Source organism: Streptomyces endophytica (genome assembly GCF_026153355.1).
In the GTDB taxonomy this organism is placed as follows: domain Bacteria; phylum Actinomycetota; class Actinomycetes; order Streptomycetales; family Streptomycetaceae; genus Streptomyces; species Streptomyces endophytica.
On sequence record NZ_CP110636.1, the window covers coordinates 1,878,707 to 1,896,866 of the forward strand.

Consider the following 18,160-nt stretch of genomic DNA (forward strand, 5'->3'; position numbering starts at 1 on the left):
CGGACCACTGCGCCTGTCAGGAGCCGCGCATGAGTACCTCCCCCTCCAGGAGCAGCACCCGATCACCCCGCGCCGGGTCTCGTTCGACTGGCGTGCGACGCCGCTGCTGTGGATCCCCGACGAGCCCACCGCCACCCACGTCATCAACGTGCTGCACCTGCTGCTGCCGGCCGGGGAGCGGTGGTTCGTCAAGGTCTTCAAGGAGGCCTGCCGCTGGTCCGGGACGAGCAGCTCCTCAAGGACGTCAAGGGCTTCATGGGCCAGGAGGCCACCCACAGCGTCCAGCACTCCTACGTCCTCGACCATCTGGCCCACCAGGGCCTGGACACCGGCTCCTACACCCGGCATGTCGACTTCCTCTTCGAGCGTCTGCTCGGCGACCGGCCGCCGTTCGGCGTCCCCGTCCCGGAACGGGAGTGGCTGCGCTTCCGGCTCTCCCTGGTCGCCGCCATCGAGCAGTTCACCGCGGTGCTCGGGAACTGGGTGCTGGCCGCCGACGGCCTCGACCGGGCCGGGCCCGACCCGGTCATGCTCGACCTGCTGCGCTGGCACGGTGCGGAGGAGGTCGAGCACCGGGCGGTCGCCTTCGACGTGTATCAGCACACCGGCGGCGAGGACCCGGGCCGGTACGCCCGCCGGGTGCTGGGCATGGCCGTCACCGCCCCCGTGCTGCTCCATCTCTGGCTCTGGGGCGCGGCCTACCTCCTCCGGCACGACCCGCAGCTCGCCGCCCGCTCCCGCTACGCGCTGCGGGAGCACAACCGGGCCGTCCGCAAGGGACTGCTCCCCACCTGGCGTGAGCTGGGAGCGGCGATACCGCGCTATCTGCGGCGGTCGTACCATCCCTCGCAGGAAGGGTCGCTGCGCACGGCCGTCGCCTACCTGGCGTCCTCACCGGCCGCCCGGGCCGCGGCGGGCTCGGTGGGCCGCGCGGCCGTCTCGTAACGCGCGGCCGACGGAGGAGGAGCACCGCAGTGACCCAGCAGCAGCCGGCGGCCGCACCCCGCCCGGCCGAGTACCGCATCGACGACCTGGCCCACCTCAGCGGTGCCACGGTTCGGACGATCCGCGCCTACCAGGACCGCGGGCTGCTCCCCCGCCCGGAACGCCGCGGCCGGGCCAACGTCTACGGCACCACCCATCTGGCCCGACTGCGCCAGATCGCCGATCTGCTGGACCGCGGCTACACCCTCGCCAGCATCAAGGAGCTCCTCCAGGCCTGGGACGCCGGCCTCGACCTCGGCGGGGTGCTGGGCCTGGTCGCCGAGATCGACGGCCCGTGGACCGACGAGGAGGCGTCCCGGATCAGCCGCGCCGACCTGGACGCGGCCTTCGGGGGCGCCTCCGACGAGGCGGCGGTCGCCGAGGCCGTCGAGCTGGGTGTCCTGGAACGGCTCCCCGGCCAGGACGACGAGTTCCTCGTGCCCAGCCCGCAGGAGCTCGCCGTCGCCGCCGAGCTGCATTCCGCGGGCGTCCCGCTGCTGGCGATCTCCGCCCATCTCCGGGAGCTGCGCGGCCAGGTGGAACACATCGCCTCGCGCTTCCTGGACTTCACCACCGAGCACGTCTTCCAGCAGTTCCTGGACCATCCGCCCAGCAACGCCGAGGCGGCCGAGGCCGCCGCCCTCGTCCGCCGGCTGCGGCCGCTGGCCCAGCAGACCGTCGACGCCGAACTCGCCCGCGCCATGCGGACCCTGGCCACCCGCTACCTCCGCCGGCACCTCAGCGAGGCACTCCCCGCGGAGAGCCACGGACCGAGGGGCAGCGCCCCCTCGGCACCGGCAGGCTCCGGGCCGGTCACGGACCCCCGTACCGCGACCGACCCGAGCCCTGCTCCCGGCCCCGCCCCCGAGAAGGCGCCGGGCCCCGCGCGAATGCCCGCCACGGCGGCCGGGTCCGATGCCGGCGCCGAGGCGGTGGCGCTGCCCGCCGACGCCGTGGCGGCCGTACGGGACCTGGTGGGCCCCGCACACACCGCGGCGTTCATCGCGGCCGCCGCCCGGCGCGAGGTGCAGGCCCGCACCATGGACGCCTTGCTCCCGGGCGGCCCCCAGGACCCGCCCGAGGGCCCCGCGGACACCGCCCCCCGTGCCGGGCCCCCGCCCGGCACCTGAGCCGGCACCCCCAACGGGCGTGCCACTTCGCGCTTTTCAGGTCTCAAGAAGCATGCGGTCGCGGTTATTCCGCCCCGGAGGGACAAACCTGTCGGGACCTCGCAACGACTCGCCGGCTCAACGTGCCGGGTCCGGCAGCCAGTTGCCGTGGAAGCCGTACGGCACCCGCTGCGGCAGATGGACCGTGGCCACCGGGTCGGCGGATATGTCCTCGGCGTCGAGGACGACCAGATCGCTGGTGTCGGTGGTCGCGTCGTAGACGTAGGTGAGCAGCCAGCCCGGTCCGCCCGGACGGTCGTCCGCCGGGGCGAAGGCCGCCTCGCCCGGGGTGCGGCCCGGACCGAAGTCATGGCGGACGACCGCGCCGGTCTCCAGGTCGTAGCGCAGCAGGGCGCCGGGTATGTGGCCCGTCCCCGGGGCCTCGGCGACGGTGGCGTGGCCGAAGCGGGCCCGCTGCCCCACCAGGCGGTCGTCCACCCGCGGGAACTCGCAGTACTGGTCGTCCAGCTGCTCCTCGGCGACCGTGCCGGAGGCCAGGTCGATCGTCCAGCGCCACAGGCAGGACGGCTGTCTGCCGGTGAAGTCGGGATAGCGGGAGACATGGAGGACGATCCGCTGGTCGCCGTCGTCATGGGCGTTCAGCGCATGGAAGACGTAGCAGGGGTCGATGGGCAGCCAGCGGACCTCGCCGTGCGGGTCGTCCCGGCGCAGGACGCCCAGCCGGGCGCCGTACTCCGGGTCCCAGCGGTAGGGCATCCCGGGGCGGCGGTGGGCGTCGAAGACCATCGGGAGGTCCATGAAGATGACATGGCGCTCGGTCAGATGGAAGTCGTGCATCATCGTGTGCGCCGTGACGTCGATGGGGCGGCTGATCACCAACTCCCCGTCCGCATCGGCCCGGTGGTAGGTCAGATAGGGCGGCTTGGACCCGCCGTATCCGAAGAAGTGCAGCTCGCCGGTGGTCGGGCAGGTCTTGGGGTGCGCGGTCATGGCGGTGGTGAGCCGCCCGCCGAAGTCATGGACGCCCACGGTCTCCAGCTCATGGCCGGGGCGGCAGTCGATTTCGTACGGGAACGACGACTCGACGAGCGCGAGGGTGCGGCCGGCGTGCCGGACGACGTGGGTGTTGGCCACGCCCGCCGACAGATTGCGGCGGCCCTGTGCGTCGCGGGGCGGCACGCCGTCGGTGAAGGTCGAGGTGCGGACCCAGCGGTTGCGGTAGGAGACCGCCCGGCCGCCCTCCAGGCGGAGCCCGTGGACCATGCCGTCACCGAAGAACCAGTGCGGTGTGGCAGCGTCCCGCGGGTTGGGGCCGTTGCGCAGGAACCAGCCGCTGAGCTCGGGCGGCACGGTGCCGGTGACCGGGAGGTCGTAGGCGGTCAGCTCCTCGGCGACCGGGGCGAAGTTGCCGGCCAGGTGCGGAGCGGGGGCATCGGAGGCGGACGGGGTGGTCGGGGAGGTGGTGGTCATGACGCCATGCCTTCCTGGACGCCGCCCTGCGCGGCGGCCTGCTGCTCGAAGCGGGCCCGGGCCCGGTCGGGGTAGCTGGAGGTGAAGCGGACGGGGAGGACGAAGCCGGCGACCTGGATGAGGACCGAGTAGACCGTGTCCAGCTGGTAGGCGGAGACGAGGGCCTGGGCGGTCGCGGTGAGGGTGAAGGAGAGCGCCCACGCGGCGGTGAGCACGACGTTGATGCGGCGGAACAGCGGGGTGTGCCAGACCTCGGGCGGAGCCATCCGGCGCGCGATGCCCATCGTGAAGGGCCGCCGGACCGCTATCGACACCCAGGCGATGAGCGCCAGCCAGCCCATCGAGAGCGCGCTGCCGTACAGCCGCAGGCCGCTGTCGGGGCGGGCGAAGGCCAGCGCGGACAGGGCGGCGAAGAAGACGATCGTGCCGTACTCCAGCACGCGGTAGTCGAGCGAAAGTCCCGCCGCCCGGTCGGCGATGAGCAGCGCGGCGGCCGTCAGCACACCGGCGAGAGCGCCCCACTGCCAGCCGGCCGTGGAAACCCCCGCGAAGACCAGCCACGGCACGAAGCCCCGCAGATAGTTCATGACTCCCCCTCTTCGTCCGCGGCCGCACGACCGGCACCCTTCGCCGTCCGCATCTCCGCCGCACATTCCAACTTCGACATGTCGAATCTAGAAGGTCCTCCTTTGACATGTCAACAGTGGAAGGTAATGTGCCGGTCATGAGCCTGAGACATGCCGTGCTGGGTCTGCTGTCCGAAGCCCCCGCGAGCGGCTACGACCTGATGAAGCTGTTCAACGCCACGCTCTCGATGGTCTGGCCGGCCACGCAGAGCCAGGTGTACGGCGAGCTCGGCAAGCTCACCACCGCCGGCATGGTCGAGGTCACCGCCCACGGACCCCGCGGCCGCAAGGAATACGCGATCACCGACGACGGCCTGACGGAGCTGCGCCACTGGCTCACCAAGGTCGAGCCGAGTGGTCCGCAGCGCGATGACGGCCTGCTGCGCGTCTTCTTCCTCGGCATCGTCACGCCGCTCGAAGCCCAGACCTTCCTTCTCCATCAGGCCGAGCTCGCCGCGCGCACCCGCGCCATGTGCGAGCAGGTCGACGAGAACGCCCAGTGGGACGACGAGATGATTTCGGTCTACGGACGGATCGCCCTGGAGTACGGCCTGCGGATGTCGGCGGCCCAGGAGGAGTGGGCCCGCTGGGCGGCCGAGCAGGTGACCACCGCCAAGGCACGACGGGCCAGCGAGCTCGCGCACGCCCAGCACGAAGGACACGGACGAAGCCACGAAGCGCAGGGAAAGGACGCCGAGGGCCCGCAGGGGGACGAGACCGGCGGGACGTGAATTCGGATGCCTCCGGGGCGCTCGGCGCTGCACCCTGGAGGCATGAACACCCAGCGCTCCGTGCGCCTCTCGAAGTACCTGTCGAAGCATTTGCGCCATAAACCGGAGCGGATCGGCCTCACTCTCGACGCCCAGGGCTGGGTGCCCGTCGACGCCCTGATGCCGGCGGCCGCGGCCCATGGATTCCGGTTCTCGCGGGACGAGTTGGCGGCCGTGGTGGCCGGCAACGACAAACAGCGCTTCACCATCGAGGACGGCCGGATACGCGCCAACCAGGGCCACTCCGTACGGGTGGACCTCGGACTGCCGCCGGCCGAACCTCCCGCGTACCTCTTCCACGGCACGGTGGCGCGCAATGTGGCCGCCATCCAGGAAGCGGGACTCCTGCCGATGGGCCGGCACGCGGTCCACCTCTCACCGGACCGGGACACCGCGACCCGGGTGGGCGCCCGGCGCGGCAAGCCGGTGGTCCTGGCCGTGGACGCGGCGGCGATGCACCGGGCCGGACATGTCTTCCACGTCAGCGCGAACGGCGTCTGGCTCACCGACCGGGTGCCCGCCCGCTTCCTCCGCTTCCCCGGGTGACCGACCCGTCCACCGACCCGTCCACCGACCCGTCCACCGGGTTCACCACCCCGCGGGAGGGGCCACCATCCCGCACGAGGGAGAGCACCACCCCGCCCGAGGATCACAACCCCGGTGCGCCCCATACGGGGAACCACCGCGCCAGGTCCTTCTCGATCGTCAGATCGTCCCCGAGCATCGCCCTGACCTGGAGTTCGAGCGGATTCTCGCGCTTCTCCCCACCGCCCGGCTTCGGTGCGAAGGGATAGAACGTGCCCCTCTTGTAGAGGTAGACCAGCGCCAGCGACCGCTGTCGGTCGTCACGGAAGCCGACCAGCGAACACAGTAGTTGTGGGCCAAAACCCGCCTCCTCCAGGGACGTGTTGACCGCGTGCAGGTCGTTGACCAGGCCCGCCACGTCCTCCGGCGGATGCCGTACGAGCAGCCAGGTGTAGCCGTACGCGTCCTGGGTGAACTCCACCGGCCCGTCCAGCAGGGACCGGGCCTCCTCCTGGATGCGGGCGAACGCGCCGCCCTCCACACTGGCGAAGCACACCGAGCCGAGGCCGGTGGGCGTGAATCCGGCCGCGGCCTGCAGGGTGATCGCGGCGGACGGCAGCGCGAAGAGCTGGTCCAGATCGGGGCGTACCGGCTTGCTGCGGCCGAGGAGGGCGTCCAGAAATCCCATGCGCGGGGTACTCCTTGCTCCTGGAGGGGCCGGCCCGCACCGTCAGGGCGGGCCGGTGATCGTCACGGACGCCTCACGTCCCGAGCTGCGCCGCGATCCGGCCCAGCTGGTCCAGGCGCTGTTCCAGCGTCGGGTGCGAGGACAGCAGCTGGTGGAAGCTCTCCTTGTTGAACGCCGGGGCGAAGAAGAAGGCGTTGTACGGCTGGGCCTTGCGCAGGTCTTCGGTCGGGATCCGGGCGATCTGCCCGGTGACCTTGGTCAGCGCGGCGGCCAGCGCCGAGGGGCGACCGGTCAGCAGCGCGGCCGCGCGGTCGGCGGCCAGTTCGCGGTAACGGGATAGCAGCCGGGTCAGCAGGAAGCTGATCGCGTAGACGACCGCGCTGACCGCGGTGACGATCAGCACGGCGATGGCCGCGTTCTGGTCCCGGTTGTTGCGCCCGACGCCGCTCCACAGGGCGGCGCGGGTGATGATCCCCGCCAGTACGCCGAGGAACGACGCGATGGTCATCACCGCGACATCGCGGTGCGCGACGTGCGAGAGCTCGTGGGCCAGCACGCCCTCCAGCTCCTCCGGCTCCAGCCGCCGGAGCAGGCCCGTGGTGGCGCACACCATCGAGTTCTTCCGGTTGCGGCCGGTGGCGAAGGCGTTCGGCACGTCCGACTCCGCGATCGCGACCCGCGGCTTGGGCATGTCGGCCAGGGCGCACAGCCGGTCCACCGCGCCGTGCAGCACCGGCGCCTGCTCGGGCGTGACCTCGTGTGCCCCCATGCTGAAGGCCGCGATCCGGTCGCTGAACCAGAACTGCGCGACGAACAGGGCTCCCGCGATCAGCAGCACCACCACCCAGGCGCCCTTGAGCAGGACCACCAGCACGCCGACGACCACGACGTACAGCAGCCCGATGAAGAACATCGTCGTGATCATCCGCGAGGTCAGCCCGCGGTCCGGGGCGAATCGGGTCTGTGCCATGGCTCCTCCACGAACACCGCACTTCGCGCAGTGCGCCGGCCCGCTCGCACGCCGTTCTCGCCCGGCGCGCCGCGTCCGCCACACTGCGCCGCTGTCCCGATTCTCCCTCTTCCGGGCTATATACGAGGTAAAGCGGAGGTGAGCGAATGACCGGGCGCGGCGGGTCGGGCCGAGCGGCGGGTTGTGAGAGCCGGGCGGCGGATTTCGCGTGAGAGCCAGGCGGCGTGTTTCACGTGAAACACGCCGCAGCCCGGCCCGCCCCTCCTCGGCCCCGCCCCCTCAGTGCCGAGCTGCTACTCGCCGAGCTGCGCCAGCCCCTCCGTGGCGATCCGCTCGAAGACGTCGAGGTCCGCCGCGAAGAGCGAATCGGCGATCGGCCAGTGGAGGACCAGCTCGTCGAAGCCCAGCGCGGCGTGGTTCCCGGCGAAGTCCACAAACGCGTCGACGGAGTCCAGCGGCCGGTCCGGGGTGAAGCCGGAGAGCATGATCTTCTCCAGATCGCCGGCATCGCGGCCGATTTCCGCGCAGGCCTTGCCGAGCCGTTCGCACTGCCCGCGGACCGCCTCCAGGGAGTCGGCCGAGCTGCCGCCGCCATTGGAGACCTTGGGGTCGCCGGTCGTCACCCACGCCTGGCCGTACTTGGCCGCGAGCTTCAGGCCGCGCGGCCCGGTCGCGGCCACCGCGAACGGCAGCCGCGGCCGCTGCACACAGCCGGGGATGTTGCGGACCTCGTCCGCGGAGTAGTGCGCACCCTCGTACGAGACCACGTCCTCGGTCAGCAGCCGGTCGAGCAGCGGCACGAACTCGCCGAAGCGGTCCGCCCGCTCCCGCGGCGACCAGGGCTCCTGGCCGAGCGCGGTGGCGTCGAAGCCGTTGCCGCCGGCGCCGATGCCCAGGGTGAACCGGCCGCCGCTGATGTCGTCGAGGGAGATCAGTTCCTTGGCGAGGGTGACCGGGTGCCGGAAGTTCGGTGAGGTGACGAGGGTGCCCAGGCGCAGCCGGGAGGTCGCGGCCGCGGCGGCGGTCAGGGTGGGCAGGGCACCGAACCAGGGCTGGTCGCGGAAGCTCCGCCAGGACAGGTGGTCGTAGGTGTAGGCGGCGTGGAAGCCCAGCTCCTCGGCGCGCTGCCACACCTCCCGTCCACCTTCGGACCAGCGGCGGACGGGAAGTATCACGGTGCTCAGTCGCATGCCATCGAGCGTACGGCCGTCCGGGTGTTCCCCACGATCGCCGCCGGTCACCGCGCACATCCCGCCGCCCTGAGCCGGCACCCCGCCCTGGCCCGTGAGCGGCCGCCCACCCCGTCCTCCGTCCGGCTCCCACACCGGCTCATCCGCGCGACCCACCGCACGCCTGTGCGCACTGGTGCGGGAAGATGGGCCCGTGACTGATGCCTCCGCCACGCCACCCCGGTCGGCCGAACCGGCCGTTGCCCCCGGACCGGCCGTTCCGCCCGAACCGGCCGTCGTGCCCCGGCTGATCGCCACCGATCTCGACGGCACCCTGCTGCACGACGACAAGACGGTGTCCGAGCGGACCATCGCCGCGCTCGCCGCCGCCGAGCGGGCCGGCATCGAGGTGTTCTTCGTCACCGGACGCCCGGCCCGCTGGATGGACGTGGTCAGCGACCATGTGCACGGCCACGGCCTGGCGATCTGCGCGAACGGCGCGGCCGTCGTCGATCTGCACCGCGGCGGCCGGATCGTCGAGGTCAGCCCGCTGGACCAGGCGCTCGCGCGGGAGGTCGTGGACGCGCTGCGCAGCGCCGCGCCCGGCACCTCGTTCGCCGTCGAGCGCACCAGCGGCATCCATTACGAACCGCAGTACCCGCCGCTCCTGCTCGACCCGGCCGCGGTCGTGGCACCGGTCGAGAAGCTGCTGGCAGACGACTTCGTGGCGCCGTTGGGGCCCGACGGGGCGGGCTCCGCAGCCGATGCGGAGCCGCCCGCCTTCCCCGATCAGCCGGTGATCAAGCTGCTCGCGCACCACCCGGACCTCGAACCGGACGCGTTCCTCACGCTGGCCCGGTCGGCCGCGGGCGATCTGGCATCGTTCACCCGCTCCAGCCCCACCGCCCTCCTGGAGATCAGCGGCCCGGGCGTCAGCAAGGCCGGCACGCTGGCCCACTGCTGTGCCGAACGCGGCATCTCCCGGGAGGAGGTCGTCGCCTTCGGGGACATGCCGAACGACATAGAGATGCTGAGCTGGGCCGGCACCTCGTACGCCATGGCCAACGCCCACCCGGAGGTGCTGGCCGCCACGACGGGCCGTACCGCGTCCAACAACGAGGACGGCGTCGCCCTGGTCATCGAGCGGATTCTGCAGCGGTGCGCCGAGCGGAGTGCCGAGCGGGGTGCCGCGCGCCCCTGAGTGACACCGGGCCGGCGCGGCGGCTCACAGCGGCGCCTCCCAGGTCGCGGCTCACAGCGGCGCCTCCCAGGTCACCGTCGTGCCCGCGCCGTCCTCGCCCACCCCGGGCCCGTACGTGCTGGCGCCGCCCAGCGATTCCGCGCGCTTGGCGAGGTTCTGCAGACCGCTGCGACGGCCGCCGGCCGGTATGCCGATGCCGTCGTCGGCGACCGTCAGCCGGACCCCGTCGGTGCCGTCCGGCAGCCGGATCGTCGCGTCCACGACGACCTCGATCCGCGAGGCGTGGGCGTGCCGGAAGGCGTTGGACAGCGCCTCGCGCAGCGCGGCGATCAAGTTCTTGCCGGTCAGCTCGCCGACCCGGGAGTCGACCGGACCGACGAAGTGGGCCGACGGCTGGAAGCCGAGCGGTACGGCGGCGGTGCCGATCTCGCGCAGTACCCGGGTACGCAGGCCCGACGGCGCCTCCACCGGGCTCTGCTGGAGGGCGAAGATCGCGGTCCGGATCTCCTGGATGGTGACGTCCAGTTCGTCGACGGCCTTGCCGATGCCCGCCGCCACCTCCGGGACGACGGACCTGCGCTGCGCGCCCTCCAGCATCATGCCGGTCGCGAAGAGCCGCTGAATGACGAGGTCGTGCAGGTCACGGGCGATCCGGTCGCGGTCCTCGTAGACCGCCAGCCGCTCCCGGTCGCGCTGGGCGTCGGCCAGCACCAGCGCCAGCGCGGCCTGCGCGGCGAACTGGGTGGCCAGCGTCCGCTCGGCGGCGGAGAACGGCCGGGCGCCCCTGGTCCGCGGGGTGGCGAGGGTGCCCAGGACCCGGCCCCCGCTCTTGAGCGGCAGCAGCATGCTGGGGCCGAAACGGGCCGCGATGGCGGTGACCATCCGGGGGTCGCTGGCCGAGTCGTCCACGAACACCGGCTCGCCGTCGAGGAGTTGCCGGGCCACCGGGCTGTCCGGCGGGATGTGCGTCCCGAGGATGCCGGTGGGGTCGTCGGCCGATACGGCGACGATCTCCAGACCGCCCTCGTCGTCGGGCAGCAGCACTATGCCCGCCGCCGAATCCGCCAGCTTCCTGGCCTGCTCGGCCACCACGGCGAGCGCGTCGTCGACGTCGCTGCCCGCGAGGAGTTCGGTCGTGACCGCCACCGAACCGTCGATCCACCGTTCCCGCTGGCGGGTCGCCGCGTACATCCGGGCGTTGCCGATCGCGATGCCCGCCTCCGTGGCGAGCACCCGGACCATGTGCAGGTCCTCCTCGCTGAACTCCCCACCGCCACGCTTCTCGGTCAGGTAGAGGTTGCCGAAGATCTCGCCCTGGACGCGGATCGGCACCCCCAGGAAGGTGCGCATCGGCGGGTGCTCCGGGGGGAAGCCGGCCGAGCGCGGGTCCTGGGTGAGGTCGGCGAGGCGCAGCGGTTTGGGGTCGTGGATGAGCGCGCCGAGCAGCCCCTTGTCGCCGTCCGGCAGCGCGCCGATCCGCTGGTGCTCCCGCGCGCCGACGCCGTACGTCACGAAGTCCGACAGCCCCTCGCGGGCGTCGTCGATGATCCCGATGGCGGCGTAGCGCGCGTCGGCGAGTTCGGCCGCGGTCTGCACGATCCGGTCGAGGGTGATGTGCAGATCGAGCCCCGCGCCGACCGTGCGCATCGCCTCCAGGAGCTGCGGTACCCGGGCGGTCAGCTCGGCGGACAGGCCCTGCAGGCTGCGGGTGGCCTCGGTGGCCTCGTGCATGGGGTCGGGGGCGGGCGGGTCCGTGCGGGCGGCGCGATCCATGCCCTCGAGCCTAATGAGACCCCCCATAAGAGGCCATTTACCTGCAAAAGCGTCAGATTGCCGGTGCCGGCCCGTAGGCCTCGTCCACCGCTCGTTCGCGCTCCAGCATCCGCCGGAACGGGCCGTCGGCCGCGGCCAGCTCCGCCGGACCACCGCGCTGCACGACCCGTCCGCCGTCCAGCACCAGCACCTCGTCGACGGCGTCGAGCCCGGTGAGGCGATGGGTGATCAGGAGCGTCGTGCGGCCCTCGGTCGCGGCCAGCAGATCGGCGGTCAGCGCATCGGCGGTGGCCAGGTCGAGGTGCTCGGCTGGCTCGTCCAGGACGAGCACCGGGAAGTCCGCGAGCAGCGCACGGGCCAGGGCCAGCCGCTGCCGCTGACCGCCGGAGAGCCGGGCGCCGTGCTCGCCGACCATGGTGTCCAGGCCGTCGGGCAGCCCGCGCACCCAGTCGTCGAGCCGGGCCCGGCCGAGCGCGTCCCACAGCACCCGGTCCGCGTCCTCGCCCGGACCGGCGCTCCGGTCCCGCAGGGCCAGCCGGAGGTTCTCCCGCAATGAGCTGTCGAAGAGGTGCGCGTCCTGCGCGCACAGCCCGACCAGCCGCCGGACCGCGTCACCGTCGAGCGCCTGGGCGTCCGTTCCGGCCAGCGTGTACGTGCCCGCCTCCCGGTCCAGGAAGCGCAGCAGCACCTGCGCCAGGGTGGTCTTGCCGGACCCGGACGGGCCGACCACGGCGATCCGGCGGCCGGCCGCCAGCGTGAGGTCCACGCCGTCCAGCGCGGGCCGGCCCTGCCCGGCGTGGCGGGCGGTCAGACCCCGCACGACCAGCGGGAACGGCGTGCCGGGAGCCGTCGCGGGGGCGGCCGGTTCGCGCACCGGTGCGGGCGCGTCCAGCACCTCGAAGACCCGCTCGGCCGCGCGCCGGGTCCGCTGCCGGTACTGCACGGCGAGCGGCAGCCCGGTCACCGCCTCGAACGCGGCGAGCGGGGTGAGCACGACGACCGCCAGCGCCACCCCGTCCAGCCGCCCGGCGTGCACCGCCTGGACGCCGGCGACCGCGGCGGCGGCGACGGTCAGCCCGCACAGCAACGCCGAGAGCCCGGCGCCGGTGCCCGCCACGGTCGCCGACCGGGCCGCGATCCGGGTCAGCTCGCGGTCCGCCCGCCGCACCGCTTCCGTACGGGCCGGCAGCGCGCCGGCCACCGTCAACTCGGCGGTGCCGGTGAGCAGATCGACGACGCGGGTGGCGAGCTTGCCGCGGGCCGGGGCCAGCTGCCGCTCCGCCCGCCGGGCCAGCGCGGCCGAGAGCAGCGGCACCCCGGCGCCCGCGAGCAGCAGCCCGGCGGCCAGGATCGCGCCGGCCTCGGGCAGCAGCCAGCCGGTGAAGCCGACCGCGCCCGCACCGACCAGCGCCGCCGCCCCGGCGGGCAGCAGCCAGCGCAGGAAGTGGTCCTGCACCGCATCGACGTCGGCCACCAGCCGCGAGAGCAGGTCGCCGCGCCGGCGCCCGGCGAGCCCGGCCGGCGCCAGCCGCTCCAGCCGCCGGAAGACGGCGACCCGCACGTCCGCGAGCATGCGGAAGACCGCGTCGTGGGAGACCAGCCGCTCGGCGTACCGGAAGACCGCGCGCCCGATGCCGAACGCCCTGGTCGCGGTCACCGCCACCATCAGGTAGAGCACCGGCGGCTGCTGCGCGGCCCGCGAGATCAGCCAGCCGGACGTGGCCATCAGGCCGACCGCGCTGCCCAGGGCGAGGCTGCCGAGCAGCAGCGCCAGCGCGAACCGGGCCCGCCGGGCCCGCGCCATCCGCCGCAGGCGGGTGGGGGCCGAGGCTCGGGTGGGGGCCAGGTCGAGCCCCTCGCCGGGGTCGGCGGGGCGGTCCGGAGCGGGGGCGGTGGGAACATCCGGGGCGGCGGCCGGGGCCGCGCCGCGGCCCGCCCGTACGCCCGCGTCCACAGCTGCTTCCCGCACGTCGGAAGCGATGTCCGGCAGCCGCACCACCCGGTCGGCCACCGCCAGCAGCGCCGGGCGGTGCACGACGAGCAGCACGGTCCGGCCCGCGGCGAGCCGGCCGACCGCGGCGACGATGGCCTCCTCGGTCGCGCCGTCCAGGCTCGCGGTCGGCTCGTCCAGCAGCAGGATCGGGCGGTCGGCGAGGAAGGCCCGGGCCAGCGCCAGCCGCTGCCGCTGGCCGGCGGAGAGCCCGGCACCGGATTCGCCGAGTCGGGTCGCCAGACCGTCGGGGAGCGCGTCCACGAAGTCCAGGGCACCGGCGTCCGCGAGGGCGGTGCGAACGGCTGCGTCGTCCGCGTCCGGCCGCGCCAGCCGTACGTTCTCGGCGACGGTCCCGGCGAACAGCTGCGGGCGCTGCGGCACCCAGGCGATCCGCTGCCGCCAGCTGTCGGGGGCGAGCCCGGCGATGTCCCGGCCGTCGACCAGGGCCCGACCTTCGGTCGGTGCGGTGAGGCCGAGCAGCACGCTGAGCAGCGTGGACTTGCCCGCACCCGAGGAGCCGACCAGGGCGACGGTCTCGCCGGGCCGGACCTCGAACGAGGTGGCGGGCAGCGAGTCCGCGGTCCGTCCCGGGTGGCGGACCACGAGGTTGTCGACGGTCAGCGCGGTGCCCTCGGGCGCCGGTGCGGTGCCGGGCGTGGGCAGCGGCGCCTCCAGCACGGCGAAGATCTCCTCCGCCGCGGCGAGCCCTTCGGCTGCCGCGTGGTACTGCGCCCCCACCTGCCGCAGCGGCAGATACGCCTCGGGCGCGAGCACCAGCACCATCAGGCCGGTGTACAGATCGAGTTCGCCGTTCACCAGCCGCATGCCGATGCCGACCGCGACCAGGGCCACCGAGATCGTGGCGAGCAGTTCCAGGGCGAACGAGGAGAGGAAGGCGATCCGCAGGGTGCGCAGCGTCGCGCGCCGGTACTCGCCGGTGATGGTGCGGATCGCGGCGGCCTGGGCCTTGGCCCGGCCGAAGACCTTGAGGGTGGGCAGGCCCTCGACGACGTCGAGGAAGTGCCCGGACAGCCGGGCCAGCAGCCGCCACTGGCGGTCCATCCGCGACTGGGTGGCCCAGCCGATGAGGATCATGAACAGCGGATCAACGGCAGCGTGAGCACGATCGTCAGCGCGGAGATCCAGTCGCCGGTGACGATCCGGGCCAGAACCGCGACCGGGACGACGACCGCCAGCCCCAGCTGCGGCAGATAGCGGGAGAAGTAGTCGTCGAGGGCGTCGATGCCGCGGGTGGCGAGCGTGGTCAGTTCGCCGGTGGCCCGCTCCGGACGCTGCCGTGCCGCCCGCTCGACCAGCCGCATCCGCAGCTCGGACTTCACCGTCGCGCTGGCGCGGTGCGCGGCCAGCTCGGTGAGCCAGGAGACCAGGCCACGGCCCACGGACACCGCGGCGAGCAGCGCCAGGGGAGTGGCCAGACCGCCGGGACCGAGGCCGTGCCGGAAGGCACCGACCACGATCTCGGCGATCAGCATCGCCTGGCCGACGACCAGGCCCGCTCCGGCCAGCCCGAGGAGCACCACCGCGATGAGGAAGCCGCGGGTGGCGTGGGCGTAACGGAGCAGGCGCGGGTCGACGGGTTTCACGTGAAACATTCCATCCTGCCGGGGCCGCCCGAAGGGCGGCGTATCGGCTAGTGGGATTCGGCGATGTGCTGGGTGCCGATGCGCTTACGGAACACCCAGTACGTCCAGCCCTGGTAGAGCATCACGAGGGGCGCGGCGATCCCCGCACACCAGGTCATGATCTTCAGGGTGTAGGGGCTGGACGAGGCGTTGCTGACCGTGAGGCTCCAGCTCTCGTTCAGCGTGGACGGCATGACGTTCGGGAAGAGCGTCAGGAACAGCATGGCGACCGCCGCCGCGATGGTGATCCCGGAGAAGGCGAACGCCCACCCCTCGCGCCCGATCCTGTTGGCGCCCAGCGCCGCGACCAGCGCGACCACCGCGACGATCATGGCGATCAGGCTGCTGCCGTCGCCCTTGTCGGCCTGGGTCCAGCCCAGGAAGCCCAGCGCGAGCACGGCGGCGACCAGTCCGAGGACGCCCGCCGTCCTGCGCGCACGTGCCCGGATGTCGCCCACCGTCTTGAGCGAGGCGAAGACCGCGCCGTGGAAGGTGAACAGCGTGAGCGTGACCAGGCCGCCCAGGAGCGCGTACGGATTGAACAGGTCGAGCAGGCCGCCGACGTACTCCTTGTGCGCGTCGATCTTCACCCCGCGCACGATGTTGCCGAACGCCACGCCCCAGAGCACCGCGGGCAGCAGCGAGGTCCAGAAGATCGCGTGCTCCCAGTTGCGCTGCCAGCGCTCCTCGGCCGCTTGGCGCGGTATTCGAAGGCCACGCCGCGCACGATCAGGCAGACCAGGATGACCAGCAGCGGCAGGTAGAAGCCGGAGAACAGGGTGGCGTACCACTCGGGGAAGGCGGCGAAGGTCGCCCCGCCCGCGCTGAGCAGCCAGACCTCGTTGCCGTCCCAGACCGGGCCGATGGTGTTGATCAGTACCCGCTTCTCGCTGCGGTCGCGGGCGAGGAGCTTGGTGAGGACGCCGATCCCGAAGTCGAATCCTTCGAGGAAGAAGTATCCGGTCCACAGGACGGCGATGAGAACGAACCAGACGTCGTGGAGTTGCACGGTCGCCTCCTAGTACGAGAAGGCCATCGGCCGGTCGGCGTCGGCGCTGTCCCCGCCGATCTTGGTGGGCGGGTTGAGGTCGTCGTCGGTGAGCTCGGGGGGCCCGGCCTTGACGTACTTCACCAGCAGCTTGACCTCGACCACGGCGAGGATCGCGTAGAGCGTGGTGAAGACGATCATCGAGGTGAGCACCTCGCCCTGCGAGACGCCGGGGGAGACCGCGTCCGAGGTGCGCAGCACGCCGTAGACGACCCAGGGCTGCCGGCCCGTCTCGGTGAAGATCCAGCCCCACGAGTTGGCGATCAGCGGGAAGCCGAGGGTGACGAAGGCGAGCGACCAGTACCACTTGCTGAGGCGGGCGCCGAGCACCTTGTTCTTGGTGAGCGCGAGCTTCGGTGGTTCCTCGTCGCCCGTGCGCAGTCCGGGCGACAGCCAGAACTTCTTGCGGGTGAGCCAGAGCCCGGCGAGCCCGATGGCGAACGACGACATGCCGAAGCCGATCATCCAGCGGAAGCCCCAGTAGGCGACGGGGATGTTGGGCCGGTAGTCGCCGGGGCCGAACTTCTGCTGCTCGGACCTGTTGACGTCGTTGATGCCGGGGACCGGCGAGGAGAAGTCGTCATGGGCCAAGAACGAGAGCAGGCCGGGTATCTCGATGGCCACCTTGTTGTGGCCCTTCTCCACGTCTCCGTAGGCGAAGACCGAGAACGGCGCCGGCGCCTCCTTGTCCCAGAGCGCCTCGGCGGCGGCCATCTTCATCGGCTGCTGCTTGAACATGACCTTGCCGAGCGTGTCACCGCTGACCGCGGTGAGGATGCCGGCGATGACGAGGGTGATCAGCCCGAGCCGCAGCGAGGTCCGCATGACCTTGATGTGCTTCTTGCGCATCAGGTGGAAGGCGGAGATGCCGACCATGAACGCGGCGCCCGTGAGGAAGGCCGCGGTCAGCGTGTGGAAGACGACGACCAGGGTGGTGTCCTGGGTCAGCACCTTCCAGAAGTCCGTGAGCTCGGCGCGTCCGGTGGTGGCGTTGTACTTGTAGCCCACCGGGTGCTGCATCCAGGAGTTCGCGGCCAGGATGAAGTACGCCGACAGGATCGTGCCTATGGAGACCATCCACATGCAGAAGCAGTGGATCTTCTTGGGCAGCTTGTCCCAGCCGAAGATCCACAGCCCGATGAAGGTCGACTCGAAGAAGAACGCGATCAGCGCCTCGAAGGCCAGCGGGGCACCGAAGACGTCACCGACGAACCGCGAGTAGTCGGACCAGTTCATGCCGAACTGGAACTCCTGCACGATGCCGGTGACGACACCCATCGCGATGTTGATCAGGAACAGCTTGCCCCAGAACTTGGTGGCCCTGAGGTACTGCTGCTTGCCCGTCCGCACCCATGCGGTCTCGAGTCCGGCCACCAGAGCGGCGAGGGAGATCGTCAGGGGGACGAAGAGGAAGTGGTAGACGGTGGTGATGCCGAATTGCCATCGCGCCAGAGTCTCCGGCGCCAAGGCCAGTTCCATGCCGTGCTCCTTACCTCGCCGTTTGCCAACGGCAATGTCCCTTTTGCGTCACACAAAGCGGTAAATACCGGGACGGGCTTGTGAACGCGTTCACATTCACAAGCAATTATCTCCCATGCCCCCTCGGCCTTGGGTAAGGGGGGTACGTGACCGCGGTCACGCTCGAATCCATGGCGTGTGAACGTTTCCGCCGAGGTTGCGGGCCCCTTCTCCGAGTGTGGACGCCCTCTTCCGCAAGCCTTCAACACATTGTTGAATTCATCGCCATGAAGATCCGCATCACCTGGCCCGCCGGGCACTTGACCGCGACCCTCGACGACACCCCGACCGCGGCGGCACTCATGGCCGCCCTCCCGGTCGACGCCACCGCCCACACCTGGGGCGAGGAGGTCTACTTCGACACCGGACTCTCGCCCGCGCTGGAACCCGACGCCCGCCAGGTCGTCGAGGCCGGCACCGTCGCTTTCTGGCCACCCGGGAACGCCCTCGCGCTCCCCTTCGGCCCCACGCCGATCTCCGAGGGCGACGAGCCCCGGCTGGCCTCCCCCTGCAATGTGCTGGGCCGCATCGACGGCGATCCCCGGGCGCTTGCCACCGTCCGCAGCGGTGACCCCATCCACGTACAGAAGGCGTGAGCGGCCCCGCCCACCATGCCGGAGGCCGCGGGTCGACGACCCCGCGGCCTCGACGT

The 18,160-nt window shown here is 72.1% G+C and carries 14 protein-coding genes and 2 pseudogenes; 6 read left to right on the forward strand and 10 right to left on the reverse strand.

The window, feature by feature from the left end; translation table 11 throughout:
- Positions 1-13: 13 nt before the first annotated feature.
- A pseudogene (locus OJ254_RS08525) lies at positions 14-945 on the forward strand (metal-dependent hydrolase).
- Between the two features lie 29 nt (positions 946-974).
- On the forward strand, positions 975-2,114 hold the full coding sequence (locus tag OJ254_RS08530) for a MerR family transcriptional regulator (RefSeq protein WP_265361854.1): 1,140 nt from the start codon (positions 975-977) through the stop codon (positions 2,112-2,114).
- A 117-nt stretch (positions 2,115-2,231) separates the two neighbouring features.
- Here OJ254_RS08530 and OJ254_RS08535 read toward each other — a convergent pair whose 3' ends face one another.
- Entirely contained in the window at positions 2,232-3,584 is a 1,353-nt protein-coding gene (locus OJ254_RS08535) for a carotenoid oxygenase family protein (protein WP_265361855.1), read from the reverse strand.
- Positions 3,581-4,171, reverse strand: a complete 591-nt coding sequence (locus tag OJ254_RS08540) for a hypothetical protein (RefSeq protein ID WP_265361856.1) — start codon at positions 4,169-4,171, stop codon at positions 3,581-3,583. Before OJ254_RS08540 ends, OJ254_RS08535 begins: the two co-directional genes overlap by 4 nt.
- A 137-nt stretch (positions 4,172-4,308) precedes the next feature.
- Here OJ254_RS08540 and OJ254_RS08545 point away from each other — a divergent pair, with 137 nt between their 5' ends.
- Positions 4,309-4,941, forward strand: coding sequence for a PadR family transcriptional regulator (locus tag OJ254_RS08545; protein WP_265361857.1), 633 nt, complete (start codon positions 4,309-4,311; stop codon positions 4,939-4,941).
- A gap of 42 nt (positions 4,942-4,983) precedes the next feature.
- Positions 4,984-5,526, forward strand: a complete 543-nt coding sequence (locus OJ254_RS08550; RefSeq protein ID WP_265361858.1) for an RNA 2'-phosphotransferase — start codon at positions 4,984-4,986, stop codon at positions 5,524-5,526.
- Between the two features lie 103 nt (positions 5,527-5,629).
- Here OJ254_RS08550 and pspAB read toward each other — a convergent pair whose 3' ends face one another.
- The 3 genes from pspAB to OJ254_RS08565 all read right to left on the reverse strand — a co-directional run bounded on the left by pspAB (position 5,630) and on the right by OJ254_RS08565 (position 8,353).
- A complete protein-coding gene (gene pspAB, locus OJ254_RS08555) occupies positions 5,630-6,193 on the reverse strand; it encodes a PspA-associated protein PspAB (RefSeq protein WP_261956647.1) in 564 nt (187 codons plus the stop codon).
- 73 nt (positions 6,194-6,266) lie between these two features.
- Entirely contained in the window at positions 6,267-7,163 is an 897-nt protein-coding gene (gene htpX / locus OJ254_RS08560) for a zinc metalloprotease HtpX (RefSeq protein ID WP_265361859.1), read from the reverse strand.
- A gap of 293 nt (positions 7,164-7,456) precedes the next feature.
- On the reverse strand, positions 7,457-8,353 hold the full coding sequence (locus tag OJ254_RS08565; protein ID WP_265361860.1) for an LLM class flavin-dependent oxidoreductase: 897 nt from the start codon (positions 8,351-8,353) through the stop codon (positions 7,457-7,459).
- Between the two features lie 193 nt (positions 8,354-8,546).
- Between OJ254_RS08565 and OJ254_RS08570 the strand changes: the two genes are divergently transcribed.
- The gene (locus OJ254_RS08570) at positions 8,547-9,533 is read left to right on the forward strand and encodes a Cof-type HAD-IIB family hydrolase (protein ID WP_423835866.1); all 987 of its coding nucleotides are present in this window, start codon (positions 8,547-8,549) and stop codon (positions 9,531-9,533) included.
- 51 nt (positions 9,534-9,584) lie between these two features.
- On the opposite strand, the gene OJ254_RS08575 is transcribed toward OJ254_RS08570, so the two are convergent.
- From OJ254_RS08575 to OJ254_RS08590, 5 genes and pseudogenes are all read right to left on the reverse strand, one after another.
- Positions 9,585-11,264 (reverse strand): GAF domain-containing sensor histidine kinase, encoded by a 1,680-nt coding sequence (locus OJ254_RS08575; protein WP_265365101.1) that lies wholly within the window; start codon positions 11,262-11,264, stop codon positions 9,585-9,587.
- 94 nt (positions 11,265-11,358) lie between these two features.
- Complete coding sequence (gene cydC, locus OJ254_RS08580; RefSeq protein WP_423835867.1) at positions 11,359-14,394, reverse strand: thiol reductant ABC exporter subunit CydC; 3,036 nt, start codon at positions 14,392-14,394, stop codon at positions 11,359-11,361.
- Complete coding sequence (locus tag OJ254_RS31520) at positions 14,391-14,903, reverse strand: ABC transporter transmembrane domain-containing protein (protein WP_423835868.1); 513 nt, start codon at positions 14,901-14,903, stop codon at positions 14,391-14,393. Before OJ254_RS31520 ends, cydC begins: the two co-directional genes overlap by 4 nt.
- Before the next feature lie 47 nt (positions 14,904-14,950).
- Positions 14,951-15,951, reverse strand: a pseudogene (cydB, locus tag OJ254_RS08585) (cytochrome d ubiquinol oxidase subunit II).
- Between the two features lie 9 nt (positions 15,952-15,960).
- On the reverse strand, positions 15,961-17,469 hold the full coding sequence (locus OJ254_RS08590) for a cytochrome ubiquinol oxidase subunit I (protein ID WP_265361861.1): 1,509 nt from the start codon (positions 17,467-17,469) through the stop codon (positions 15,961-15,963).
- A gap of 266 nt (positions 17,470-17,735) precedes the next feature.
- Between OJ254_RS08590 and OJ254_RS08595 the strand changes: the two genes are divergently transcribed.
- Positions 17,736-18,104: a cyclophilin-like fold protein gene (locus OJ254_RS08595; RefSeq protein WP_265361862.1), complete on the forward strand. Its 369-nt coding sequence runs from the start codon at positions 17,736-17,738 to the stop codon at positions 18,102-18,104.
- Positions 18,105-18,160: the final 56 nt, after the last annotated feature.